The organism is Geodermatophilus siccatus, from assembly GCF_900103785.1.
Lineage (GTDB): Bacteria > Actinomycetota > Actinomycetes > Mycobacteriales > Geodermatophilaceae > Geodermatophilus > Geodermatophilus siccatus.
Genome location: NZ_FNHE01000011.1, coordinates 162,421 through 186,796, shown reverse-complemented (window position 1 = coordinate 186,796; position 24,376 = coordinate 162,421). Strand labels below are relative to the sequence as shown.

Annotated in this window: 25 protein-coding genes and 1 riboswitch; of the genes, 15 read left to right on the top strand and 10 right to left on the bottom strand. The window is 75.4% G+C overall.

Features of this window, described 5'->3' with window-relative positions; genetic code table 11:
• Window positions 1-8: 8 nt before the first annotated feature.
• The 4 genes from fmdA to BLS21_RS19550 form a co-directional block, all read right to left on the bottom strand.
• Window positions 9-1,256, bottom strand: coding sequence for a formamidase (gene fmdA / locus BLS21_RS19565; RefSeq protein ID WP_091222416.1), 1,248 nt, complete (start codon window positions 1,254-1,256; stop codon window positions 9-11).
• Between the two features lie 12 nt (window positions 1,257-1,268).
• Window positions 1,269-1,910: an AmiS/UreI family transporter gene (locus BLS21_RS19560; protein WP_091222413.1), complete on the bottom strand. Its 642-nt coding sequence runs from the start codon at window positions 1,908-1,910 to the stop codon at window positions 1,269-1,271.
• Window positions 1,911-1,913: 3 nt separating this feature from the next.
• Window positions 1,914-2,243: a zinc ribbon domain-containing protein gene (locus BLS21_RS19555; RefSeq protein WP_091222410.1), complete on the bottom strand. Its 330-nt coding sequence runs from the start codon at window positions 2,241-2,243 to the stop codon at window positions 1,914-1,916.
• 76 nt (window positions 2,244-2,319) lie between these two features.
• Window positions 2,320-3,378: a substrate-binding domain-containing protein gene (locus BLS21_RS19550; RefSeq protein WP_091222407.1), complete on the bottom strand. Its 1,059-nt coding sequence runs from the start codon at window positions 3,376-3,378 to the stop codon at window positions 2,320-2,322.
• 190 nt (window positions 3,379-3,568) lie between these two features.
• Between BLS21_RS19550 and BLS21_RS19545 the strand changes: the two genes are divergently transcribed.
• The 3 genes from BLS21_RS19545 (at window position 3,569) to BLS21_RS25300 (ending at window position 5,432) form a co-directional block, all read left to right on the top strand.
• Window positions 3,569-3,943 (top strand): MarR family winged helix-turn-helix transcriptional regulator, encoded by a 375-nt coding sequence (locus BLS21_RS19545; protein ID WP_217636212.1) that lies wholly within the window; start codon window positions 3,569-3,571, stop codon window positions 3,941-3,943.
• A gap of 75 nt (window positions 3,944-4,018) precedes the next feature.
• Window positions 4,019-5,056, top strand: coding sequence for an alpha/beta fold hydrolase (locus BLS21_RS19540; protein ID WP_175479655.1), 1,038 nt, complete (start codon window positions 4,019-4,021; stop codon window positions 5,054-5,056).
• Between the two features lie 223 nt (window positions 5,057-5,279).
• Window positions 5,280-5,432, top strand: coding sequence for a hypothetical protein (locus tag BLS21_RS25300; RefSeq protein WP_175479654.1), 153 nt, complete (start codon window positions 5,280-5,282; stop codon window positions 5,430-5,432).
• A 186-nt stretch (window positions 5,433-5,618) separates the two neighbouring features.
• Here BLS21_RS25300 and BLS21_RS26280 read toward each other — a convergent pair whose 3' ends face one another.
• Together BLS21_RS26280 and BLS21_RS19530 are read right to left on the bottom strand one after the other, a co-directional pair.
• A complete protein-coding gene (locus BLS21_RS26280; RefSeq protein ID WP_091222403.1) occupies window positions 5,619-6,707 on the bottom strand; it encodes a LysM peptidoglycan-binding domain-containing protein in 1,089 nt (362 codons plus the stop codon).
• Window position 6,708: 1 nt separating this feature from the next.
• Window positions 6,709-6,828, bottom strand: a riboswitch (cyclic di-AMP (ydaO/yuaA leader).
• Window positions 6,829-7,090: 262 nt separating this feature from the next.
• Window positions 7,091-7,951 (bottom strand): alpha/beta hydrolase, encoded by an 861-nt coding sequence (locus tag BLS21_RS19530; protein WP_091222400.1) that lies wholly within the window; start codon window positions 7,949-7,951, stop codon window positions 7,091-7,093.
• 87 nt (window positions 7,952-8,038) lie between these two features.
• On the opposite strand from BLS21_RS19530, the gene BLS21_RS19525 reads away from it, so the two are divergent.
• From BLS21_RS19525 to BLS21_RS19520, 3 genes are all read left to right on the top strand, one after another.
• Window positions 8,039-8,566, top strand: coding sequence for a DNA-directed RNA polymerase subunit alpha C-terminal domain-containing protein (locus BLS21_RS19525; protein ID WP_091222398.1), 528 nt, complete (start codon window positions 8,039-8,041; stop codon window positions 8,564-8,566).
• Window positions 8,567-8,597: 31 nt separating this feature from the next.
• Window positions 8,598-8,774, top strand: a complete 177-nt coding sequence (locus BLS21_RS25290; protein WP_175479653.1) for a hypothetical protein — start codon at window positions 8,598-8,600, stop codon at window positions 8,772-8,774.
• An 81-nt stretch (window positions 8,775-8,855) separates the two neighbouring features.
• Complete coding sequence (locus BLS21_RS19520; protein ID WP_091222395.1) at window positions 8,856-9,821, top strand: NADPH:quinone oxidoreductase family protein; 966 nt, start codon at window positions 8,856-8,858, stop codon at window positions 9,819-9,821.
• A gap of 3 nt (window positions 9,822-9,824) precedes the next feature.
• On the opposite strand, the gene BLS21_RS19515 is transcribed toward BLS21_RS19520, so the two are convergent.
• Window positions 9,825-11,021 (bottom strand): PucR family transcriptional regulator, encoded by a 1,197-nt coding sequence (locus tag BLS21_RS19515; protein ID WP_245700599.1) that lies wholly within the window; start codon window positions 11,019-11,021, stop codon window positions 9,825-9,827.
• A gap of 112 nt (window positions 11,022-11,133) precedes the next feature.
• Between BLS21_RS19515 and BLS21_RS19510 the strand changes: the two genes are divergently transcribed.
• From BLS21_RS19510 to BLS21_RS19500, 3 genes are read left to right on the top strand one after another with little or no spacing between them, the layout of a single operon-like run.
• The gene (locus BLS21_RS19510; protein WP_091222389.1) at window positions 11,134-12,630 is read left to right on the top strand and encodes a flavin-containing monooxygenase; all 1,497 of its coding nucleotides are present in this window, start codon (window positions 11,134-11,136) and stop codon (window positions 12,628-12,630) included.
• Window positions 12,627-13,547 (top strand): alpha/beta fold hydrolase, encoded by a 921-nt coding sequence (locus BLS21_RS19505; protein ID WP_091222387.1) that lies wholly within the window; start codon window positions 12,627-12,629, stop codon window positions 13,545-13,547. The genes BLS21_RS19510 and BLS21_RS19505 overlap by 4 nt, the downstream gene beginning before the upstream one ends.
• Window positions 13,544-14,392, top strand: a complete 849-nt coding sequence (locus BLS21_RS19500; RefSeq protein WP_091222384.1) for an SDR family NAD(P)-dependent oxidoreductase — start codon at window positions 13,544-13,546, stop codon at window positions 14,390-14,392. The genes BLS21_RS19505 and BLS21_RS19500 overlap by 4 nt, the downstream gene beginning before the upstream one ends.
• A gap of 56 nt (window positions 14,393-14,448) precedes the next feature.
• On the opposite strand, the gene BLS21_RS19495 is transcribed toward BLS21_RS19500, so the two are convergent.
• A complete protein-coding gene (locus BLS21_RS19495; RefSeq protein ID WP_091222382.1) occupies window positions 14,449-15,639 on the bottom strand; it encodes a site-2 protease family protein in 1,191 nt (396 codons plus the stop codon).
• 150 nt (window positions 15,640-15,789) lie between these two features.
• Between BLS21_RS19495 and BLS21_RS19490 the strand changes: the two genes are divergently transcribed.
• Entirely contained in the window at window positions 15,790-16,569 is a 780-nt protein-coding gene (locus BLS21_RS19490; RefSeq protein ID WP_091222379.1) for a sporulation protein, read from the top strand.
• Window positions 16,570-16,708: 139 nt separating this feature from the next.
• Entirely contained in the window at window positions 16,709-17,323 is a 615-nt protein-coding gene (locus BLS21_RS19485) for a copper chaperone PCu(A)C domain-containing protein (RefSeq protein WP_139177218.1), read from the top strand.
• Window positions 17,324-17,505: 182 nt separating this feature from the next.
• On the opposite strand, the gene BLS21_RS19480 is transcribed toward BLS21_RS19485, so the two are convergent.
• Together BLS21_RS19480 and BLS21_RS26010 are read right to left on the bottom strand one after the other, a co-directional pair.
• Window positions 17,506-19,014 carry an HNH endonuclease signature motif containing protein gene (locus BLS21_RS19480; protein ID WP_245700597.1) on the bottom strand — a complete coding sequence of 503 codons (1,509 nt, stop codon included), beginning with the start codon at window positions 19,012-19,014 and terminating at the stop codon, window positions 17,506-17,508.
• A complete protein-coding gene (locus BLS21_RS26010; protein ID WP_245700595.1) occupies window positions 18,969-19,460 on the bottom strand; it encodes a hypothetical protein in 492 nt (163 codons plus the stop codon). The genes BLS21_RS19480 and BLS21_RS26010 overlap by 46 nt, the downstream gene beginning before the upstream one ends.
• A 362-nt stretch (window positions 19,461-19,822) precedes the next feature.
• On the opposite strand from BLS21_RS26010, the gene BLS21_RS19475 reads away from it, so the two are divergent.
• The 4 genes from BLS21_RS19475 to BLS21_RS19460 are packed head-to-tail and all read left to right on the top strand — an operon-like array spanning window position 19,823 to window position 24,345.
• A complete protein-coding gene (locus tag BLS21_RS19475; RefSeq protein ID WP_091222374.1) occupies window positions 19,823-22,264 on the top strand; it encodes an MFS transporter in 2,442 nt (813 codons plus the stop codon).
• Window positions 22,261-23,085 (top strand): YceI family protein, encoded by an 825-nt coding sequence (locus BLS21_RS19470; RefSeq protein ID WP_217636211.1) that lies wholly within the window; start codon window positions 22,261-22,263, stop codon window positions 23,083-23,085. Before BLS21_RS19475 ends, BLS21_RS19470 begins: the two co-directional genes overlap by 4 nt.
• Before the next feature lie 35 nt (window positions 23,086-23,120).
• Entirely contained in the window at window positions 23,121-23,885 is a 765-nt protein-coding gene (locus BLS21_RS19465) for a hypothetical protein (protein ID WP_091222371.1), read from the top strand.
• The gene (locus BLS21_RS19460; RefSeq protein ID WP_091222369.1) at window positions 23,878-24,345 is read left to right on the top strand and encodes a universal stress protein; all 468 of its coding nucleotides are present in this window, start codon (window positions 23,878-23,880) and stop codon (window positions 24,343-24,345) included. Before BLS21_RS19465 ends, BLS21_RS19460 begins: the two co-directional genes overlap by 8 nt.
• Window positions 24,346-24,376: the final 31 nt, after the last annotated feature.

The following is a 24,376-nucleotide window of genomic DNA, read 5'->3' as shown; positions in this document are numbered from 1 at the left end:
CACCCCGGTCAGGAGGTGACGCAGACCTGCCCGCGGTCCCTGCGCTGCGGGCCCCGGCCGCCGGGCCGGATGTCCTCGTCGAAGATCTCCGTCGGCAGGAACACCGAGCAGCAGGCGTTGGGGATGTCCACCACACCGCCGATCCGGCCCTCGATCGGCGAGGTGCCGAGGATGAGGTAGGCCTGCTCGCCGGTGTAGCCCCACTTCTCCAGGTAGCGGATGGCGTTCAGGCAGGCGTTGCGGTAGGCCAGCGTCGCGTCCATGTAGACGTTCGTGTCGTCGCGGTGGTCGACCGAGACACCGATGAACGTCAGGAACTCCGAGTAGCGCGGCTCGACCCGGCCGGGCATGAAGATCGGGTTCGTGGTGACGCCGTAGGTCTCCATGCCGCCCTTGATGAGGTCGACGGAGAAGTCGATGAAGCCGCCCATCTCGATGGCGCCGCAGAAGTTGATCTCGCCGTCCCCCTGGCTGAAGTGGAGGTCCCCGCCGGAGAGCAGCCCGCCGTCGACGTACACCGGGTAGAAGACCCGGCTGCCGCGGGTGAAGTTCTTGATGTCGTGGTTGCCGCCGTTCTCCCGCGCCGGCACGGTGCGGGCGCCGTCCCGCCCGATCGCCTCGAGCAGGTCGCCGGTGGCCGTGCCGCCCAGGACGTTGTCCGGCAGCGGCGGCAGCCCGAGCGGCGGGACCCGGTCGGGATCGGTGGCGATCAGCGCCCGCTCGCGGGCGTTCCAGCGGGCCAGCAGGTCCGCCGACGGCGCGGTCCCGAACAGGCCGGGGTGGGTGATGCCGGTGTACTCGACCCCGGGGACGTGGCGGGACGTGCACTTCTGCCCGCGGAAGTCCCAGATGGCCTTGTAGGCGTCCGGGAAGTAGTCGGTGAGGAAGCCCCCGCCGTTGACCTTGGCGAAGATGCCGGAGTACCCCCAGCCCTCCCCGCAGTTGGGGCCCTGGGTCTGCGGCACCGGCCCGAGGTCGAGGATGTCCACGACCAGGAGGTCACCCGGCTCGGCCCCCTCCACGGCGATCGGCCCGGAGAGCATGTGGGCGTGGGAGAGGTCGACGTCCCGCACGTCGTTGGCCGAGTCGTTGTTGCCGATCTGGCCGTCGGTCCACTCCCGGCACTCCACCCGGAAGTCCTGCCCCGGACGGACGGTGACCGCCGGCGGGATGTCCGGGTGCCAGCGGTTGTGGCCGGGGACGGCCTGGTCCCGCATGGACCGGCTCTGGTCGACGGTGAACACGACCTCGGGCATGGCGGTTTCCTCTCACTGGGCGCCCGGTGCGGCACCGGGCTGGGTGGGGGCGGGCGGAGCGGGGACGGACAGGGTCCGGCCGAGCGGGACGCTGACGGCGAGCAGGAGCACCCCGAGGACGGCGACGACGAGGGCGGTGGTGAGCGACTCGCTCCACCAGCCGGTGATGATCAGGAAGGCCGGGACGGCGGCCGTGAGCAGCCCCTCGCCCAGGGCCAGGACGCCGACCGCGCCGGTGAGGTGGTCCTCGTGCCGGGCCAGCAGCAGGAAGAAGCCGAACCACAGGACCGCCCACAGCAGCCAGATGACGGCGAAGGTCCGGTCACCCACCACCAGCCAGGAGTGGGCGGCGAACCCCACGGCGGCAGCGGCCACGACCAGGGAGAACCAGCCGAGCCCCTCGCCCGGCCAGCCGGCGATGCCGTTGATCCCCACCCACAGGTAGGTGAAGCCGAAGTAGTAAAGCCCGGCGGCGAGCGCGATCTGCGCCTGGTCGCCGTCCGCGGCGATGATGAGGTAGGTCGGCGTGACCACCTGGAGCCCACCGACGAAGAGGTTCAGCGGTGCGGCACCGGCTGGGCTCACGTGCCCCAGCAGCATGACGCCGTTGACCACCAGCACGGCACCGACGTAGAGCAGGCCGACGGCGCCCACGGGTCACCAGCGCGGCAGTGCGGGGTGCGGGCCCGCGGGGCGGTGTGCCGCGTTGACGGGGGCGGCGCCGGTGACGGGACTCCAGCGGCGGCTCCGCGGCCGCGGCCTGCCGGCGGGGATCGACCGGACCACCTGCGGCGCCTCGGCGCTCGCGTCGGCGGCCGCGACGGCGCGGTGGAGTGCGCCGGGTGTCGTCGCCAGCGCGGGCGCGGTCCACACCCGGCGGGACTCCCCCGCGCACGTGGGGCAGGGGTGCGTGGGGCGCAGCGCGGACATCGGGATCACCACCTCGAACACCGTGCAGTCGGGGCACCGGAACACGTACGTGGCCATGGCTCCTCACTTCCTTTCAGGTGCAACTTATTCAGGTGAAAGGAAGTGTCAAGAGGTGCCGGGGGCACGACCTCCACTACAGCGTGGCGAGGACGTCGAAGTCGTAGCCGTCGGCCACGGCGAGGTGGACCCGCTGCTGGAGGTGGTTGCCGGCGAAGGACACCGGGCCGCGCGGCCCGTCGTACCCGAGCCCGTCGGCGACGGCGACCATCCGGTGGACGTCGAGGCTGCCGGCCCGCCGGGCGAGGGCCGCCAGGGCCATGAGCCCCTCGCAGCAGGACTCCGCGGCGTTGTTCAGGGGTGGCGCGTCGGGGCCGTGCTGGTCGACGTAGTCGCCGCAGAACTCCAGCGCCGACGGCGTGGCCAGCGACCGGAAGTAGGACGCGCAGACGAAGAGGTTCCTCGTCGCCTCCGCCCCGCTGGCCAGGAGCATGTTCTCCTCCATGAGCGGGGTGAAGCGGATCAGCCCGTCCTGCAGCCCGTGCTCGGCGAACACGCGGTTGAACTGGACCGCGTCCTGCCCGACCAGGTACAGCAGCACCCCCTGGGTGTCACTGGCGCGGATGCGCTCGACGACGCCGCGGAAGTCGTCGGTCCCCAGCGGCACGTACGCGGTCCCGACCAGCTGCAGGTCCAGTCGCCGGGCGAACTGCCGGGTGACCTCGACCGAGGCACGGGGCCAGACGTAGTCGTCGCCCACCACGAACCACCGCCGCACGCCGCACACGTCGCGCAGCCACTGCAGGGCGGGGGCGATCTGCCGCGCGGGCGTCTCACCGGAGCAGAAGACGCCGGGCCGGGACTCCCCGCCCTCGTACAGGGAGGTGTAGACGTAGGGGATCCGCCCCGCGGTCACGGGGGCCACGGCGTGCCGGACCGCCGAGATGTGCCAGCCGGTCACCGCGTCGATCCGCCCGGCATCGATCAACCGGCCGACGGTGGCGCCCACCTGCTCCGGGCGCGCGCCTCCGTCGATGACCTCGACGGCCAGCTGCCGGCCGAGGACGCCGGCGTCGTTGATGCTCCGCACCGCCGTCGCGGCGACCGCCTCGCAGGACGGTCCGAAGAGGCCCGCGGGACCCTGCAGGGGTACGACCAGCCCGACCCGCGCGACCTCGGTGGATCGACGACGCATCGATCCCCCCAGGCGTGGAGTGCGTGGTCGTTGGGGCGGGACGTCCCGGACCTCTGCGAGAATCGGCCCGAGTCGGGCCTCACTATGCTGACCGGCCCCGGCCATGGGAAGGGTCCCGGGCGAGGGAGAGGCGAGCATGCGGCAGGAGGCGTCGGGGGGGTCACTGCCCCACGTCGACCTGCTACGGCAGGTGACCTCCGGCCTGACCTCCCGCGTCGAGGAGATCCTCGTCGGGAGCGACCTCACCCTGGACCAGTGGCGGGTGCTGCACACCCTGACCGAGGGCGGCCCGCTGTCCATGAGCGACCTGAGCGGCCGCACCCGCATCTCCGGGCCCACCGTGACCCGGATCGTGGACCGGCTGGTGGAGCGCTCCCTGCTCTACCGCAACGTCGACGCGACCGACCGTCGCCGTGTCGTCGTGCACGCCGCCGAACGCGGCCGGGCGTTGTGCCGGTCGCTGGCCCCGCGGATCGCCGAGGCCGAGCGCGACGGCCTGGCCGCGCTGTCCTCGACCGAGGCGCGCACCCTGCGCCGGCTGCTGGAGCGGCTCGCGACCCCCTGACCCCGGCGTTCGGGGTTGCGCCGAGCACAGCCCGGCGAGCAGGCTGGCCGACCTCCCGGCTGAGAGGAACCCGCCGTGCCGGCTCCGATGGACCACGAGCTGTTCGACCTCGGCGACCTGCCGCTGCAGAGCGGTGCGACGCTGCGGGGCGCGCAGCTGGCCTACAAGACCTACGGGACCCTGAACGCCGACCGGTCCAACGTGATCGTGCACCCCACCTGGTTCAGCGCCTGGCACGACGCCAACGAGTGGTCGATCGGCCCGGGCCTGGCCTGCGACCCCGAGCGGTACTTCATCGTCGTCCCGAACCAGCTCAACAACGGCCTGTCGACCTCCCCGAGCACCACCCCACCCCCGTTCGACGGCCCCCACTTCCCCCCGGTCACCTTCGCCGACCAGATCGAGGCCCAGCACCGGCTGCTGACGCAGCAGTGGGGCATCGAGTCGATCGAGCTCGTGCTCGGCTCCTCCATGGGCGCCGGCCAGACCTACCAGTGGGCGGTCAGCCACCCCGAGATGGTGAAGCGGGCCGCCCCGATCGTCGGCTCCAGCCGCACCAGCGAGCACAACCAGGTCTTCCTGAAGAGCCTGCGGGCCACGCTGACGCTCGACCCGGCGTTCCGGGGCGGCGAGTACTCCCCCGACGCCCGCCCCACCGCCGGCATGCGGGCCTTCGCCCGGATCTACGCCGGGTGGGGCCTGTCGCAGGCGTTCTACTGGGAGCGCGAGTACCGGACCATGGGCTACTCCTCGCTCGAGGACTTCCTGGTGGGGTTCTGGGAGGGGTTCTGGCTCGACGAGGACCGGGACCCGAACAACCTGCTGGCGATGCTCTGGACCTGGGAGCACGGCGACGTCGGCCGGACCCCGGGCTTCGACGGGGACACCGAGGCGGCGCTGCGCTCCATCCGCTGCCCGCTGGTGGCCATGCCCGCCCGGACCGACCTGTACTTCCCGCCCGAGGACGAGCAGTGGGCCTCGCAGTTCATCGAGCAGGGCGAGGTCCGGGTCATCGACACGATCTGGGGGCACTTCGCCGGCCTCGGGATGAACGCCGCCGACAACGCCTTCGTCGACCGGACGCTGAAGGAACTGCTCGACCGTCCCGCCTGACCGCTTACCGCCCGGTCCGCACCCGCGGCCCGGTGGGCGGCGGGGAGCTGGCGGCGGAGCTCACCCAGGTCCTGCCCCGGGGCCCCGCCGGGGACAGCATGCGGGGAACGGAACAGGTCCGCAACAGATGTCTAGGACGTCTGGCCATGGACACCGAGCGCCACGCGCGAGTCGGTCCGTCCGCGGACGGTTCCCCGCGGCTCACCGGGGCACCTGGGTCGGCATGAGCGAGATGGACCCGCGGGACCCGAGCACCCTGTACTCGGAGGGTCCGGTGGCGCCCGAGCCGCCGGAGGACGACCTGCCCGACACCTCGCCGCTGCGCGACTCCGGCGGCACCGGTCCGGGCCCGGATGACCTCGACGAGCTGCTCTGAGGGAGGACCCCGTCCTCCCCGGCCTCCGCACGCCCGGGCCGGGCCCCGCGGCGGGGCCGATCGGCTCGGGGCGGTGCCCCGGACGGGGCCGCGGTGCGCCAGCCGGCGTCGCCCACGGATCCTCGCACGGCGGCGGCCCCCCACCCGCGGAACGGGTGGGGGGCCGCCGACGTGCGGGCCGGGGACTCAGCCGGCGTAGTTCACGTGCACGTGGTCCATGTGGTTCGCCGTCGCGCTGCCGCGGTCGGCCATGGCCTTCCACACGCCGTCGGGCGAGGTCAGGATCCGCTGCTGCCAGATGACGTACTCGACGCCGAGCTCGTCCCAGTGGGCGATGTGGTACTCGGCGATGGCGTCACCGAGGGCGGCGTCGGACGTGACCATGTAGTCCAGCGCGAGGCCGGACGGGTGGCCGTTCGGGTCGGTCGCGCTGGCCCGGGTGCCGCCGATGGTGATCGAGCCGGCGCCGGGGACCTCGCTGACCACCCGGTCCGCCGCGGCCTGCACCTGCGAGGCCACCTCGCCGGCGCTGTTGGTGATGCTCGCGGTGGCCGCGGGGGCGGCAGCAGCCGCCGGAGCCGCAGCTGCGAGCGGGGCGATCATCGGCGCGGGCGCGGCGTTCCCGGCCAGGCCGGCGGTGGGAGCGGCCGCCGGGCCGGCGGTGTGCAGGACCTGTCCCGGGAGGATCACGTCCGGGTCGGCGCCGATGACGTCGACGTTGCGCTGGTACAGGTCCCGCCAGGACTGGCCGTGGGCGGCGGCGATCGTCGCGATCGTGTCGCCGCGCTCGACGGTGTAGCCCGACCCGGAGGCGTGGCGGCCGTGGGTGTCGGCGTCCTCCGGGCTGGTCGCCGGGGCGGCGCTCGGCGCGGCCCCCGGCGTCTCGGCGGCGGCCGCCGTGGTGCCGTCGGTCAGGCGACTGCCGCAGGTCGGCCAGGCGCCGATGCCCTGGCCGGCGAGGACCTTCTCGGCGATCTCGACCTGCTGGGCGGGAGTCGCCAGGTCAGCGCGGGGTGCGAGCGCCGTGCCGCCGTGTGCGGCCCAGGTCGACTGGCTGAACTGGAGCCCGCCGTAGTAGCCGTTCCCGGTGTTGATGCTCCAGTCGCCGCCGGACTCGCACTCGGCGACGCCGGTCCAGTCGTGGGTGGTGGCGGCGAGGGCCTGGGCCGGGGAGCCCAGGACGCTGAACCCGACGACGGTGGCGCCGGCGGCGACGGGCGCCTTGGCGAGGGCCTTCTTGGTGCGGACGTAGCGGGGTGCGCGGTGCTTGGCCATGGTGATCTCCGATCACCGCCGGCGAGGTGAGCTGTCGGGTTCGGGCGATCGGTGCCCGGCCGCGGTCCGCGGCTTCACCCCGAGGCGGTCCTCCGCTCGAGTCGTGCGGCTCGAGTCGTGGCGCGCCGTGGTCGTGGGTCCCCCACCCCTGCCCTGGGATCTGGAGGGCGACCGGTGGGCAGGGTTTGGCGGACCGGCGCCGCGCTCTCTCGTTTGCTGAGCGCACACGAAAAGCTACGTGCAGTCATGTGCATTGTCGTCGTGACGGCCGTCACAGATCAGCCCCGGAACCGGCGCGCCGCAGGTCGACGCGGCGTGTCGCGCCGGTGTAGCCGTGGTCACTCCCGCTCCCGCCGCACGGCCTCCCGCCCGGCGGCAAGCGGTCAGGAGGAGGGGCGGTGGGCGTCGAGCCAGGCGACGACGTCGGCCAGGACCTCGTCCCTCTCGGGCTCGTTGTGCGGTTCGTGGAACAGGCCCTCGTAGGTCCGGAGCGTGAGGTCGGGCGAGCCGGCGTGCGCCCGGACGACCTCGCTGGCGGCCGGCGGCACCAGCCGGTCGGCGGTGCCGTGCAGCACCAGCAGCGGCATGGTCAGCGAGGGCAGCCGCCGGGGCATGGCCAGCGCAGCGGTCATCAGCTCGGCGCCGGTGCGGGCGACCATCCGGCCGTTGTGGTTGAGCGGGTCGGCCCGGTAGGCGCGGACCACCTCGGGGTCCCGGCTGACCGCCTCCACGTCGAGCTGCAGGACGCCGAGGTCGGGCAGGACCCGCGACAGCAGCGGCGCCACGGCCCGCTGGACGGCGTTCGCGGTGCTGGTGTCCAGCGCCGCCGCCGACACCACCGCGCCGGTGACCCGGGCGTCCGGCGTCCCGGTCAGGTACTGCAGCGCGATCAGCCCACCCAGGCTGTGCCCGTAGACGAACAGCGGGACGGCGGGGTGCTGCTCGCCGGCGGACCGCACCAGCTCGGCCACGCCCTCGACGGCGGCGGCCATGCTGCCGATGTTGCCGCGGCGGCCCGGGGACCGGCCGTGGCCGGGGTGGTCGACGGCGTGGGTGGCGTACCCCGCGGCGGCCAGCCGCTCGGCAACGTGCCGGTACCGGCCGCCGTGCTCGTGCGCGCCGTGCACCAGGACGACGGCGCCGACCGGGTCCTCGACGGTCCAGGCCTGCCGGTACAGCCCCGAGGCCAGCGTGCCCTCGGTGTGGATCGGGGGCGGGGTCCCGCCGGGACGGGCAGCGGCCATCGGGAGCCTCCTGTGGGTACGGACTGTGCGCATCCTGCAGGAGCCCTGGACCGGTGCGGCCGGGCGGCCGGTCCTAGGTTGGACACCATGCCGACCACGTCGCCGGGGACCGCGCCCGGGGAGACAGTCAGCGACCTCGGCCTGCCCGCGCGGGCGGTCACCGCACTGGCCCGGGCCGGGATCACCACGACCGCGCAGCTCGCCGGCCTCACCCGGGCCGACCTCCGGGCGGTCAACGGGCTGGGCCCGGGCAGCATCGCGGCGATCCGCCGCGTCGTCCCGGAGCCGCCCGGCCGCACGCCCGGGGGCCAGCGCGAGGAACGGCTCGCTCCGCCGAACACCCACCCGGACGACGAGGAGTCGCCCGCCGCGCCGGCGATCCCGTCGTTCGAGTCGCTGCGCAGCACGCGCCGCCGGACGACGGTGGACCTCATCGTGCCCGCGACGCCGCCCCCGCCCGACCCTCCGCCGACCGCGCCCCGGCCGCCGGACTACGCCGACCTGTGGCGCCTCGGCGTCCGGGTCGGTCAGGCCGTCGCGACCCTGCCGGTGCGGCTGACGCTGTGTGCCGTCCGGGAGCCGGTCCGCCGGCTGCGCCGGCTCGCCAGGGGATGAGTCCGCCGCCCGGCGGGGTACCCCGGGGGTCATGGACACCGAGAGCACCCCGCCGCGCGACGACGGCCCGCAGGAGAGCGCTCCCCCGCTGCCCGACGACCCGCGCGTCCCGAGGCTCGAGGACGCGGAGTCGACACGGAGCACGGAGCTCGGCGGCGCCGCCCCCGCCGTCGGACCGGAGTCGACGGAGCAGCCGGAGACCGACTGAGGCCGCCACCCCGCGGTGCGACCCCGGTTCCGCGCTCTGACAAGCTCGCCGCCTGAGCACCCCCACTGTCCAGGAGGACCCGTGCGCGCCGCCCAGATCGCCACCCTCGACGGCCCCTCGGCCATCTCGGTCGTCGACGTCCCCGAGCCCGACGCGGACGCGGGTGTGCTGATCGACGTGCACGTCGCCGGGGTGACCTTCCCCGAGGTGCTGCTCAGCCGCGGCCAGTACCAGGTCAAGCCGGAGCTGCCGTTCGTCCCCGGCAGCGAGGTCGCCGGCACGGTGCGCAGCGCGCCGGAGGGCAGCGGCTTCCGGCCCGGGCAGCGGGTGGCGGCCTTCCCCGGTTTCGGCGGGTTCGCCGAGGTGGCCGCGGCCGACCCGGGCCTGGTCTTCCCCCTGCCCGACCGCGTGGGCTTCGAGCAGGGCGCGGCGCTGCCCATGAACTACCTGACCATGCACTTCGCGCTGCGCCGGCGCGGTCAGCTGCGCGAGGGCGAGACGGTGCTGGTGCACGGCGCCGCCGGCGGCCTGGGGACGGCGGGCATCCAGCTGGCCAAGGCCTACGGCGCGCGCGTGCTCGCGGTGGTGTCCAGCGAGGGCAAGGGCGAGACCGCGCGGGCCGCCGGCGCCGACGAGGTCGTGCTCGCCGACGGGTTCCGCGACCGGGTCAAGGAGCTCACCGGCGGCCGCGGCGTGGACGTCGTGGCCGACCCGGTGGGCGGGGACCGCTTCACCGACTCGCTGCGCAGCCTGGCGCGGGAGGGCCGGCTGCTGGTCCTCGGCTTCACCGGCGGGGAGATCCCCACGGTCAAGGTCAACCGGTTGCTGCTGAACAACGTCTCGGTCGTCGGCGTCGGCTGGGGCGCGTTCTGGACGGGCGACCCCGGCTACGTCCAGGAGCAGTGGCGCGACCTGCAGCCGCTGCTCGAGCGCGGCGCCCTCGCCCCGGTCCTCGGCTCGGTGCACGACCTCGCCGACGCCGCCGCGGCGGTCACCGAGCTCGACGAGCGCCGGGCCACCGGCAAGGTGCTGCTGCGCGTCCGCTGAGGCTCAGTGGGCGGTCCCCCGCCAGCGCAGCACCTCCAGCGCCGCGGCGACGCTGACGACGTTCTCGGCGAGCGGGCGCGGCAGCAGCTGGTCGGCGCGGGCCAGCCGGCGCAGCACCGTGTTGCGGTGGGTGTAGAGCCGCTCGGCGGTGCGCGACGTGTTGCCGAGCTCGCGGACGTAGGTCCGCACCGCCTGCTGGGTGTCGGCGTCGGCGTGCAGCAGGCCGCCCAGGGTGTCGGCGAGGAACTCGTCGGTCTGCGTCGGCTCGGCGGTGAGCAGCGCGACCAGCTGCACGTCCTCGTAGCGGGCCACCTGCTGGGGGCTGGTCAGCCGGGCGACCATGCGCTGGGTGGTGGCGGCGTCGAGGTGGCTGCGGCGGAAGCCGTCGACGTCCCGGCCCGGGCGGCCCACGGCCACCCGGACGTCGGGGTGCGCGGCCAGCTCGTCGGCGAGCTGCCCCGCGTTCGGCGCGGTCGCCACCGGCAGCCAGACCCACAGCGCGGCGGCGCTGGCGACGACGGTCAGCCGGTGCGCGGCCCCGCCGGCCCGGACGACGGCCTCGGCCGCGGCCTCGAGCTGGTCGGAGGCCGTCCCCGATCGGCTCCACACGACGACGGCGGTGTGCGGGCCGGCCAGGCCGTAGCCGAGCTGGGCCTCGGCGCGGGCCCGGCTGATGGGGGCTCCCTCCAGCAGCAGGCTGACCGCGGCCCGCCGCTCGGCGTGCGCGCCGCGGGTGAGCTCGTCGCGCTCGGCCCGCATCCGCTCGGAGGTGGCCGCGACGGTGTCCTCGATGAAGGTGGCGATGGACAGGGCGGAGACGTCGAGCAGCTCGCGCAGCTCGGCGGGGTCGGAGGTCAGCTCGAAGCAGATCTCCATCCACCGCCGCCAGGCCACGCCCTGGGCGGCGCGGTAGGCGTCCAGGGCCGACTCGTCCAGGCCCCGGCGCACCAGGTCACGCGCCGCCTCCAGCGACTCCGGCCCGGTGTTGGGCGGCACCCGTCGTCCCGGGTGCTGCACGTTGGCCGCCGCCCAGTGCAGCAGGTTGGCCAGGCTGACCCGCCGGGTCGCCGCGGCGAGGACCGGGTCCTCGGCGACCGGCCGCATCCGCGGCCCGCCCAGGGAGGCCGTGTGCAGCTCCTCGACCCACGCGTCGTGGGGGTCGAGGGCCACCTCGGCACCCCTCCGGAAGAGCTCCCGCACCCGAGGGGAGACCTCGGGCCACCGCCCGCCTGCAGCAGACTGCACCACGTGGTGAGCATCGTGGTGCACGATGCAGTGGCGCAAGTGGTGCCCACCACGGAGAGTCGGACGGGTGACCACCACGCAGACGCCGGTCGAGCACCTCGACGTCCTCGTCGTCGGGGCCGGGATCTCCGGCATCGGGGCCGGCCGGTACCTGAAGACCGAGCTGCCGGCGAAGAGCTTCGCCGTCCTCGAGGCCCGCGCGGCCTCCGGCGGCACCTGGGACCTGTTCCGCTACCCCGGCATCCGCTCGGACTCCGACCTGCACACCTTCGGCTACGAGTTCAAGCCATGGCGGGACGAGCAGTCGATCGCGGACGCGTCGCGGATCCTCGCCTACCTGCGCGAGACGATCACCGAGAACGGCTTGGACGCCCACATCCGGTACTCCCACCGGGTGCTGGCGGCCTCGTGGTCGACCGCCGACGCCCGCTGGACCGTCGACGTCGAGCGCACCGACACCGGCGAGCGGCTGCAGCTCTCGGCGGGCTGGCTGTTCTGCGCCGGCGGCTACTACCGCTACGACGAGGGCTTCACGCCCGTCTTCCCCGGCCGGGAGCGCTTCCGCGGCCCGGTCGTCCACCCTCAAGCCTGGCCCGAGGACCTCGACTACGCCGGCAAGCGGGTGCTGGTGATCGGCAGCGGCGCCACCGCGGTCACCCTGGTGCCGGCGATGGCCGGGACCGCCGGGCACGTGACGATGCTGCAGCGCACGCCGTCCTACGTCATGCCCGTCCCGCGCAACGACGCCCTCGCCGACCGGCTGCGCGCCCTGCTGGGTGAGGAGCGCGCCTTCGCGCTGACCCGGCGCAAGAACATCGCCCGCGGCATCGGCATCTGGAGGTTCTGCCAGAAGTACCCCAGGGCGGCCCGCCGGCTGATCCGCTGGGTGAACACCAAGCAGCTGCCCGAGGGCTATCCGGTCGACGTGCACTTCAACCCGCCGTACGACCCGTGGGACCAGCGGCTGTGCGCCGTGCCGGACGGGGACCTGTTCCGCGCCATCCGCAACGGGACGGCCGACGTCGTCACCGACCGGATCGAGACCTTCACCGAGGACGGCGTGCGGCTGGCCTCCGGCCGGGAGCTCGAGGCCGACGTGATCGTCACCGCGACCGGGCTCAACGTGCAGGCCATCGGCGGCATCTCGCTGACCGTCGACGGCGAGCCGGTGCACCTGCCCGACACGGTCGCCTACAAGGGGATGATGCTCTCCGGCGTCCCCAACTTCGTGCTGGCGATCGGCTACACGAACTCCTCCTGGACGCTGAAGATCGGCCTGCTCTGCGAGCACTTCTGCCGGCTGCTGTCGTACATGGACGCCCACGGGTACGACGTGGCCCGGCCCGAGCCCAGCGACCCGGACATGCCGACCCGGCCGTTCCTCGACTTCGCCGCGGGCTACATCCAGCGTGCGGTCGACCAGCTGCCCCGCCAGGGCGACCGGATGCCGTGGCTGACCTCGATGAGCTACTCGGCCGACGTCAAGCTGCTGCGCGCCGACAGCGTCACCGACCCCGAGCTGCACCTGTCCCGCTCCGCCGACCGCGCGGTGGTGACCGCATGACAGCGACGGCGCAGGACACGGATCGCTTCGTCGACCTCCCGGCCGGCCCGCGGATCTGCCACCGGATCGACGGGCCGGACGACGGGACGCCGCTGCTGCTCATCGCCGGCCTGGGCCTGGACCTCACCTCGTGGCCGCAGCGGATGGTCGACGGCTTCGTCGAGCGGGGCTTCCGCGTCGTCCGCCTCGACAACCGCGACGCCGGCCGGTCCTCGCGGATCGGCGTCCCGCCGCCCGGCCGGTTGCGCCAGCTGCTGGCCCGGCCGCGGCCGGACGCCTACGACCTGGCCGACGTGGCCGCCGACGCCGTGGGCCTGCTCGACGCCCTGGGCATCGAGCAGGTGCACCTGGTCGGGATGTCGATGGGCGGCATGATCGCCCAGACCGTCGCGGCGAGGCACCCGGCGCGGGTGCTCAGCCTGACGTCGATCTTCTCGACCACCGGGCACCGGCGGGTGGGTCAGCCGGCCCGCTCGACGCTGCTGCGGCTGGCCAGGAGCCCGGCGCGCACGGTCGAGGCGTCCGTCGAGCGGCACCTGGCGATGCTGGCGCACCTCGGCTCGACGGCCTTCCCGCCCGACGAGGAGGTCGAGCGGGCCTGGGCGACCGCGGTGTGGCACCGCGGCGGCGACTCCGGTGCCGGCGCGCCGGTGGCCCGGCAGATCGGCGCCATCCAGGCCTCCGGCGACCGGACGGCGGAGCTGGCCCGCATCACCGCGCCCACCCTGGTCGTGCACGGCGACCGCGACCTGATGGTGCACCCGACCGGCGGGCGGGCCACCGCCGACGCCATCGCAGGGGCGCGGCACGTCGAGATCGCCGGCATGGGCCACCACCTGGCGCCCGGCGTCGTGGACCGCCTCGTCGAGCTCACCACCGACCTCGCCCGCTCGACCCCCTCAGGAGACCCCCGATGAGCACCGTGCGCGGCAAGGTCGCCGTCGTCACCGGCGCCGGCTCCGGCATCGGCCGGCAGCTGGCCCTCGAGCTGGCGAGGCGCGGCGCGCGCCTGGCGCTGTCCGACGTCGACGAGCTGGGCCTGGGGCAGACCGCCGACCGGGCCCGGGCGCTGGGCGCGGAGGTGCACACCGCCCGGCTCGACGTCAGCGACCGCGCGGCCGTCGAGGCGTACGCGACCGCGGTGGCGGAGCACTTCGGCGTCGTCCACCAGGTCTACAACAACGCCGGTGTCGCGGGCGGCGGTGCGGTGCTCGACACCGACTGGGCCGAGTACGACCGGGTCCTGTCGATCAACCTGTTCGGCGTCCTCCACGGCACCAAGGCGTTCCTGCCGCACCTGATCGCCTCCGGCGACGGGCACGTCGTCAACGTCTCCAGCCTCAACGGGATCATGGGCCAGGGCAGCATGACGGCGTACTGCACCAGCAAGTTCGGCGTGCGCGGCCTCACCGAGAGCCTGCGCGCGGAGCTGCTGGCCGCCGGGCACCCGGTGCAGGTCAGCGTCGTCCACCCCGGCGGGGTGCGGACCAACATCGCCACGGCGGCGTGGGAGCACGCCAAGGCGCAGGGCCAGGAGGTCACCGCCGCCGAGGAGGCCCGGCACCGTCGGTACAACGAGAAGCTGCTGCGGATGCCGCCCGAGCAGGCCGCGCGGATCGTCGTCGACGGGGTGGAGGCCGGCCGGCCGCGCATCCTGGTCGGCAACGACGCCAAGGTCGTCGACCTGCTGGTCCGGCTGGCGCCGCGGCTCTACCCGGTGCTGGTCGCCCGCGCCGAGCGCCGCTTCGCCGGCGGCGCCTGACCCGCTCCCGGGCGGTCGAGGGCAGAGCCGGTCAGGGCCGGTCAGGGCCGGGCCGGTCAGGGCCGGCCCGCGTCCGGCACGCGGGCGACGTCGGCCCCGCCGCCTGCCGACGGGTAGCGGTCGAAGGCGGCGAGGTCGGCGAGCTGGAGGGTCCGGGCGACGTCGCTCGGCGAGACGACGCCCACGACCCGGCCGTCGTCGAGGACGACCGCGCGGCCGTCGCTGCACCCCTCCATGCGCGGCAGCAGCTCGGTCAGCGGCTCGCCGGGCCGGGCGACCGGGATCTCCGGCGACGGGCAGGCGACGTCCCGGAGCCGGGTCGTGGCCCGGGCCGCGGGCGGGACCGAGCGCAACCGGTTGAGCGTCACGAGGCCGACGAGTGCGCCGGAGCTGTCGACGAGCGGATAGGTGCTGAAGCGCCGCACCAGCGCCACCTCGTGCAGGAACCGCTCGACGGCCAGGTCGGGGTCGGCGACCAGCGCGGGGCTGCTCATGACCGCGCCGACGGTCAGCCCGCCCAGGCGGCCGGACACGTGCGCGTGCTGCTCCTCGGCGGTCGCCGCGTTCACCACGAACAGCCCGACGAGGGCCAGCCACAGCCCGCCGAACCCCCGGCCGGTGACCAGCTGCAGGAAGCCCAGGGCGATCAGGGCGAAGCCGAAGAACCGGCCCGCCCGCGCCGCGGTCACCGCCGAGGACCAGGCGTCGCCGCGGAGGCGCCACAGGAACGCGCGCAGCAGCCGCCCGCCGTCGAGCGGGGCGGCCGGGACCAGGTTGAAGACGGCGAGCACCACGTTGATGCCGGCGAGGTACTCCAGGACGGCGACCGGCAGCCCGTCGGCGCCCGCCAGCCGCGCCAGCACAGCACCGGCCATGAGGAGGAGGCCGAGGACGAGGCTGGTGAGCGGGCCGACGCCGGCGATGCGGAACTCCGCCCCGGGCGTGCGGGCCCCTCCCCGGAGGCGGGCCACGCCCCCCAGCAGCCACAGGGTGATGCCCTCGACCTCGACCCCGTTGCGGCGGGCCACCAGGGCGTGGGCCAGCTCGTGTGCCAGCAGCGAGGCGAGGAAGGCGACGGCGGCGGCCAACGCGGCGACGACGTATGCGGCGGCACCGCGGCCGGGCAGCACCGGGGGGAAGCGGCCGAACGCCAGTCCCCCGGCGATGATCAGCACGATCACCAGGACGCTGGCGTTCACGCCGACGCGGATGCCGGCGATCCGGCCCAGGCTGAAGGTCTCCCTCACGTTCCCCTCCTCGGTGACGGTGCCGGTGGGAGGTCCATCCGGACCCGGTGCCCTGGTCACGGGGCGGTGACACGCGGACGAGCCCCGTGACAGGCTCCGACCGTCGTGATCCCGACCCCGTCCGACGACCCCCACGAACGAGGAGGACCGATGGCCTTCCGCGGCATGATGGCGCGCCTGGGCTCCGGCGGCGCCGGCGTCGAGACCGTGCTCGACCGGCCGGAGACGACCCCGGGCGGCGCTGTCACCGGCACCGTGCACGTCACCGGGGGCACGGTGCCGCAGGACGTCACGGAGGTGCGCGTCGCGCTGCAGGCCACCGTGGAGGTGGAGAGCGGCGACTCCTCGTGGCGCGAGGAGGTCACCTTCGGCACCGCCGCCATCGCCGGGGCCGGGCGGCTGGAGCCGGGCCAGCAGTACCAGGTCCCGTTCAGCCTGCCGGTGCCGTGGCAGTGCCCGATCACGGCGATCGACGGCTGGCACCTGCGCGGCATGCGCGTCGGCCTGCGCACCCGGGTCGACATCCCCGGCTCGGTCGACCCCGGCGACCTCGACCCGGTCACCGTGCTGCCGCTGCCCGTGCAGCGCACCGTGCTGCACGCGCTCGACGGTCTCGGCTTCGCCTTCCGCGGCGCCGACGTGGAGAAGGGCCACGTCCGCGGCAGCGAGCTGCCCTTCTACCAGGAGGTCGAGTTCAGCCCGCCGCCCGGCCTGCGAGGCCGGGTGAACGAGCTGGAGGTCACCTTCCTCGCCGACCCGCAGGGCGTGGACGTCGTCCTGGAGGTCGACCGGCGGGGCGGGCTGCTCAGCGAGGGACGGGACGTCGGCGGCCGGCTGCGGTTGAGCCACTCCGACACCGACGTCCGCACCGTGGCCGCGCACCTCGACGCCGCCGTCCGGCAGCTCGGCGCCCGGCGGGGCTGGTTCTGAGCCCGGCGCGGGACATGACGGTTCCATAACACCTCAGGGCCCGCGCGGGACCAGCCTCGGCCGACCGGGCACGCATCGGGACCGAGGGGTTCGAACCCCTCGGTCCCGATGACCCCGATCGCGACAGGAGGCCCGCTCGATGACCGCCCGATGTCCACTGCCGTTCCCCCGGATGCGGCTGGCGGCCGGCGCCGCCGGCGTGCTGCTCGCCCTGACTGGCTGCGGCAGCACCGAGCCGGACCAGACGCTGTCGGACGATCCCGCCGAGGTCGAGGGCGGCGCCGTCGGCCCCGACGTCCGGCTCGACGACGACGTCGGCCTGCAGCAGGTGCAGCTGGAGTACCCGCTGGACGGCGTGCACGAGGCCGGCGAGGACGCACGGCTGTTCATGGCGGTCACCAACACCGGCGGGGAGCCGGTCACGCTGACCGACATCAGCGGGCCGGACTTCGGCGGGGTGCGGGTCGAGACCGCCGAGGGCCAGGGGCTGCCGCTGACCGTGGACGCCGAGGACACCCTCTACGTGGGGGCCGAGGGACCGCCCGACGTGACGCTGCTGGACCTGGGGCGGGAGCTGCGCTCGTCGCAGTCGATCCCCGTCACCTTCACCTTCGGCGAGGCCGGCGAGGTGACCGTCGACGTGCCGGTGTCCGCCGAGGGCCAGAACCCGACGCCGCCGTTCGACTTCCCGGACGACGACCCCGACCAGGACCCGACCGAGGACGGCACCAGCACCTCGTCGCCCACCACCTGAGCCGCTCGGCTCCTGCCGGGCGCACCGTCTCTGCCGCAGCGAGGCCCGAACCGGCCACCGGTTCGGGCCCTCGCCGCGGAGCGTTCGGGGTCTCCCTCCCTGCAGCGTGCGGCCTCGTGCGGTCGGGGCGTGGCTGTCGTGCCGCCTCAGGCCCGGGCGGCCACGGCCCGGGCCCGCTCGGCTCAGTGGGGCGGTGGTTCGGTGACGGCGGTCAGGCCGGTGGGGGTGGTGACGGTCAGCGTGCCGTCGGCCGCGAGGGTGTCGGTCCAGCCCGGTGCCTGGTGCTTGCCGCGGTGGTCACTCGTGCAGCAGCCGGCCAGGTTGGCCGCGGCAGTCGTCCCCCCGGCGGCGTGCGGCCGGTGGTGGTCCAGCTCGCCGGCAACGGGCACCCGGCGGCGGCAGCCGGGAAACCGGCAGCGCCGGTCCCGAGCGCGCACGTGGCGGTCCAGCGCCGCCCCCGGCCGGTAGCCGTTCGTGGCGCCGGGCCGGGTCAGGCCGGGCCGGCCGGTCAGGTCGTGGCCGCAGGCCTCGAGGCGACGGCAGGCGGGCCTGCCGCAGGCGCCGGTGCGGCGCAGTGCCGGCAGGTCGGTCAGGGTCAGCAGCGCGCCGCTGACCGCGTCGGTGAGCGCGAGCCGGGGCCGGTCGGCCAGCCCGCCGCCGGCGGTGCGGTCCAGCAGCGCGGCCAGCTGCGCGCGCCGGGCGTCCGCGGCCGCGGCCAGCGCACCGAGGGCGTCGGTCGCGGCGTCGGCCCGCCCGGCCGGGCTCGCGGTCCAGGCGGCCCGGTCGGCGGCGTCGGCCCGCTCGGTGCGCACGCTGCGGGCGGCGTGGCCGAGTGCCATCCGGGCGGCGCGCACCGCCGCATCGGCGTTCTGCACGGCCCGGTCCGCGGTCGCCCACCAGCCATCCGGTGCTGGATCTGTGTCCGGCGGTGACGCAGCAGTGCCCAGTGCTCGGTGGGCGCCCGCTGGGGCCTCGGCGTCCGGCGGTGCGTCGGTGCCCGGGGACGGCGCCGGGTCGGTGTCCGGCGGTGGCGCGGTGCCCGGCGCTGCGGCGGACAGCGGATTCGGGTCCCACTCGGGCTCGTCGGGCAGCTCGCCGGCGAGCAGGCGGCGCTCCACCTCGTCCCACCAGGCGGCCAGCTCGGCCTGCTCGGCCTCCTGCCACGCCACCGCCGACCCCGGCCCGGCCGCGCCGTCGACCGGGTCGACACCGGCGAAGGCGTGGGCCAGCCGGCGGGCCATCTCCGCCGGCAGCACCTCCCCGTCCAGCTCCGCCGGCGCATCCCCACCCAGCATGGTGGCCACCGAGGCCACCAGCGTGAGCAGCACCCGCACCGGCGGCAGCTCGGTCTCCCCGGGGCGCAGCACCAGCTCCAGCAGTGCGTCGACCATCTGCTGCCCGCGGGTGCGCACCGGCGCACCCGGCTCATCCACCAGCGCCTCGGCGCACTGCACCAGCGCGGCGTGGAACGCCCGCGCCTCCGGCAGGGTGCAGTACACGCTCACCGCCGCCATGCCCTCGGCCCGCTCCGGGCGCACCGACACGCCGCGCTCCTTGAGCGCCCGGGCCAGCCGCCGGCCGGCCGCCGCGGCATCCCGCTGCGCCACCAGCCGGCGCGCCTTGTCACCCAGCTGCGCCGGCGAGGTCACCCGGTGCCGTCCGGCCAGCCAGGCCAGCAGCTCGGCATCCACCTCCGCACGCAGCCGCTCATCGGCGATCGGGGCGACGTGCTCGAACAGGTGCCACAGATCCCGGCGTGCACCACCCCCGACTCCAGCGCCGCCAGCGTCGCGGGCAGCCGGGACACCAGCGTGAGGGATCGCGCCAGCTCCTTCTCCGCGCCCTGCTGGGTGAGGTCAAGTGCGATCGCCAGCTCCGGGGTGGCCCACTCCGACACCGACCGCAGCACCTCCGGCCGGGCGGCCCACCGCTCGGCCGACATCGGCCCGCGCTCCCCCTGGGCCCGGTCGGCACCGGCGGGCCGGGACGCGGCGAACGCCGCCACCGCCCGGGCCTTGATCGCCGTCTGCCGGGCGATCTCCTGGTCCGCGGCCTGCACCGCACCCAGCGGCCCGGCCGCCCACCCCACGACAGGGGCCGCAGCGGCACTCGGCGTGCCCTGCATCCCGTCGTCCACGGGTCCGATCACACGTTCGATCTGGCAGGAAGCACAACGAGAACGTGCAGGTGAGCGGCCTGGGTGCGGACAACGTGGGACTACAGCCGCTGCTCCCGGGATGCGCAGGACCGGACGGCTGACCTCGACGACCGGATCGCGAGACGACTTCGCACGCGGACCGACCTCCCGAGGACCAGTCAGCCGCGCCGTCCACCGGCCGGCGGCCCGGCGTGAGCCGACGTGACGCACGTCTCGGCGGCCTCCGGGAAGACCTCCGCATATCGTTGCGTAATACAACCTGTGCGGCGGCCGAGTGAAGCGCCGACCGCCTCCCTGGTACCTGCGCACGGCCGGCGGCCGTCATTCGCGAAGGACACTGCATGAGCACCACCCACCGGGCCACGAGGCCTGTCGCCGTCGAGTCCGCCATGACGCGCCGCGAGACGCTCGAGGCGCTCAGCGGCCTGCTGATGGCCCTCTTCGTCGGCCTGCTCAGCACCACGATCGTCGCGAACGCGCTGCCGACGATCACCGCCAGGCTCGAGGGCACCCAGTCGCAGTACACGTGGGTCGTCACCGCGGCCCTGCTGGCGGCCACGGCGTCGACGCCCATCTGGGGCAAGCTCGCCGACCTCTACAGCAAGAAGCTGCTGGTCCAGCTCGCGATCGTCATCTTCGTCATCGGCTCCGCGCTCTGCGGCCTCACCCAGTCGATGGGCATGCTCATCGGGTTCCGGGTGCTCCAGGGCATCGGGATGGGCGGCCTGCAGTCCCTGGTCCAGGTCGTCATCGGGGCGATGATCCCGCCGCGGGAGCGGGGCAGGTACTCCGGTTACCTGGGCGCGGTCATGGCCGTGGCCACCGTGGGCGGCCCGCTGCTCGGCGGCGTCATCGTCGACACCTCGTGGCTCGGCTGGCGCTGGACCTTCTACGCCTGCGTGCCGCTGGCCCTCATCGCCCTCGTCCTGCTGCAGAAGACGCTGCACCTGCCGACCGTGCGCCGGACGGTGAGCATCGACTGGCTGGGTGCCACGCTCGTCACCGCCGCGGTCAGCGACCTGCTCATCTGGGTGACCTTCGCCGGCAACGAGTTCGACTGGGTCTCCTGGCAGTCGGCGGTCATGGCCGGCGGCGGCCTCGTCGCCCTGCTGCTCACCGTGCTCGTCGAGAGCCGGGTGCGGGAGCCGATCATCCCGCTGCCCATCGTGCGGGACCGGACCACCGCGCTGGCGATCATCGCCTCGATCGCGGTCGGCGTCGGGATGTTCGGCGCCTCGGTCTTCTTCGGTCAGTACTTCCAGATCGCCCGCGGCTGGTCGCCGACCAAGGCGGGGCTGGCGACGATCCCGATGATCGGCGCGCTGCTGGTCTCCTCCACGGTCTCCGGCCAGCTCGTCACCCGGTTCGGGAAGTGGAAGGTCTACCTGGTGGCCGGCTCGATCCTGCTGGTCGCCGGCATGGGCCTGCTCGGCACGATCGACCACGAGACCGACTACGCGGTCATGGCCGCCTACATGGCGCTGCTCGGCCTCGGCGTCGGCATGACCATGCAGAACCTGGTCCTGGCGGTGCAGAACACCGTCGACCTGCGCGACATCGGCGCCGCGACCTCCGTGGTCACCTTCTTCCGCTCGATGGGCGGTGCCGCCGGCGTCTCGGTCCTGGGCTCGATCGCCGCCAACCGGGTCAGCGACGGGGTGGCCGAGGGCCTGGTGGCGATGGGCCTGCCCGCACCGCAGGGCGGCGGCTCGGAGTCCCTCGACCTCACCGGGCTCCCCGCCCCGGTGCAGGGCCTGGTCCGGGCCGTCTACGGCGACGTCATCGGCGACGTGTTCGTCTTCGCGGCGGTCATCTCCGCGGTCGCGGTGCTCGCCGTCCTGTTCATCCAGGAGGTGCCGCTGCGCCGCAGCAACACCGCAGGCGAGGCCGCTCCCGCGGCCGCCGCTCCGGCCGCCGCCGCGCAGGCCCCTCGCGCGCCGCAGACGCAGCCCGTCCCCCCGGCCGCCGCCGCGAGCGCGAACGGCGTGGCGCCCGGCGCCGACGGCAACGCACACCACGCGGACGGACGGCTGGTGCTGGGCCGGGTGCTGCGCGGCGACGGCCGGCCGCTGGCCGGCGCCTCGGTCACGCTGGCCGACGTCACCGGGCGGCAGGTCGACCGCGCCAGCACCGGGGACGACGGCGGCTACCGCCTGCGGCCGGCCACCGGCGGCACCTACCTGCTGATCGCCGCCGCGCCGCAGCTGGCCCCGAACGCCGCCATGGTCGCCGTGGCCGACTCCGCCGTGCACCGGGACGTCGTCCTGGCGGGCAGCGGCGAGGTCCGCGGCACCGTGTGCGGGGCGACCGGCGGGCCGCTGCCCGGGGCGCTGGTCACCCTGACCGACGTCCAGGGCGACGTGGTGGCGAGCACCACGACCGCCACCGACGGGACGTTCGGGCTCGGCGAGCTGCTGGCCGGGGTCTACACCCTGACCGCCCAGGCGCCGGGGCACCAGCCGGTCGCCGGCACCGTCGAGCTGCCCGACGGCGGCACCGTCGTCCGGGACCTCGTCCTCGTGGGCGGCGCCCGGCTCACCGGCACGGTCCGCGCCGCCAGCGACCGGCGTCCGCTGCCGGAGGCGACGGTCACCCTGCTCGACGACGGGGGCACCGTGCTGGCCACGACCCGCACCGGAGGGGACGGCGGCTACGCCTTCGCCGACCTGCTGCCCGGCGACTACACGGTCACCGCGAGCGGCTTCGCCCCCGTCGCCGAGGCGCTGCGGCTGCCCGCCGGGGCCGAGGTGGCGCACGACATGACGCTGGGAGCGCTGCGGTGAGCGCCGGTCGGCCGGACGTCCGGGACGCCGTCACCGGGACCGTCCTGGGCCGGGACGGCGAGCCGCTGGAGGCGGCCACGGTGACGCTCGTGGACGGCACCGGCCGGCAGCTCGGCCGCGCCGCCGCGGACGCCGCGGGCCGCTTCGCCGTCCCGGTCCCCGCTCCGGGGACGGCGACGGTCATCGTGGCCGCCCCCGGGTGCGTCCCGGTCGCACGCACCGTGGCCACCGGACCGGCCGGCACCGACCTCGGGCTGCTCGTGCTGAGCCGCCCCGGCGACTCCGGCACCCCGCGGGCCGGCCGGTGGGTCATCGACCCGGCGCACTCCACGATCGAGGTCACCGCCCGGCACCTGGCCCTCTCGACCGTGCACGGTCGGTTCCGCGACTTCTCCGGCGAGATCGTGGTGGCCGAGCCGCTCGACGGGTCGCGGTGCGAGGCGGTGATCGACGCGGCCAGCATCGACACCGCCAACGACCAGCGCGACGCCCACCTGCGCTCGGCGGACTTCCTCGACGTCGAGCGTTTCCCCGAGGTCCGCTACACCGGCACCGCGGTCGAGCCCGCGGGGCCGGGCCGCTGGACCGTGCACGGCCGGCTGGACCTCGCCGGCACCGCCCGCGACGTGCCGCTGGAGCTGCGCTACGGCGGCACCCGCCCCGATCCGTGGGGCGGCGTCCGGGCGGGCTTCACGGCCACCGCCCGGCTCGACCGCGAGGACTTCCGGATGAACTGGAACCAGGCCGTCGAGCTGGGTCTCTCCCTCGTCGGCACGCACCTGCTCGTCGAGCTCGAGGTCCAGGCCGTGCTGGCCGACTGACCGCTCGACCCCACCGCGCCCGAGGAGGCTGTCCGATGCCCGACGCAGACGACCTGCGTCAGGACCTCGCCGGCGTCGTGCTCGCGGAGCTCCGCGCCGGCCGGACCCGGCTCAGCCCGCCGGCGGTGGCCGCCCTCCGCATCCTGGGCGGCGAGCCGCGGCGGTCCCCCGAGCCGCGCGCGACGCGCCGCGGCCGGCTCGCCCTGGCGGCCGGGGCGGCAGCCGCGGTCATCGCTGGCGGGGCCGTCCTGGCCGGCACCGCGGGCGACCAGCAGCCCGCACCGGCCGGACCCGGCCCCGCCGACACGGCCCTGCCGGCCGCCTCGGCACCGCGCGGCACTCCCGGCCCGGCCGCTGCGATGCCGACCGGCGCCACCGAGGCGGCCCACGTGCCCGAGGACGCCGCGACGGCACCGGCCACCAGCCGACGACCGGCGGACGCCGGACCGGTCGTGCCCACCGCACCGTCCGCGCCGCGGCCGCGGCCCGCAGCCGCTCCCGCGCACGCGGACGCGGACGCCCCGGCTGCGCAGCCCGCCACCCCGGCCGCCGTCGCGACGCCGCCCGCCCCGGTCCCCGAGGCGCAGGCCGCGGCAGCACCCGCCCCGCCGTCGTCGTCCGCCGCAGGACCGGCGCCGTCCGCGACGCCCAGCCCCGAGCCGACCCCCACGGCGACGCCGTCCCCCGAGCGGGCCACGCCGTCCTCCGCGTCGTCGCCGTCCTCCGCGTCGTCGCCGTCCGCCGCGTCGTCGCCCTGCCCGCAGGACCGGCCCCGCCGGATCGGCGGGCACCATGGCTGAGGAGGCCGCGCCGCAGCGGCCGGCGTTCGAGCTCGGCACCGACGGCCCGTCCGTGGTGGTCGTGGGCTTCGACGGGTCGCCGCCCTCGGCGCGGGCCGGCGCGTACGCCGCGGGGGTCGCCCGTCGCGAGGGCGCCCGGCTCGTCGTGGTCCACGTCGAGACCCCGCCGGTGATGGCGCTGCTCTCCCCCGACCAGCCGTGGCCGATCCGGGAGACGATGGCGCAGCGGACCGCCGACCTGCGCACGCAGGTGGAGGACGACGCCGCGCACGCCGGGGTCCGCGCCGAGTTCGTCGCCGTGCGCGGCGAGCCGTTCGCCCAGCTGTGCCGCCTGGCCACGCAGCTGCGGGCCGACCTCGTCGTGGTCGGGGCCTCGGCCCGGGTGGGGCACCGCCTGCTCGGGTCGCTGGGCAACCGCCTGGTGCGCAGCAGCCGCTGGCCGGTCGTCGTCGTCCCGTGACGCGGACCGGGGAACGACCCCGGCCTCGCTT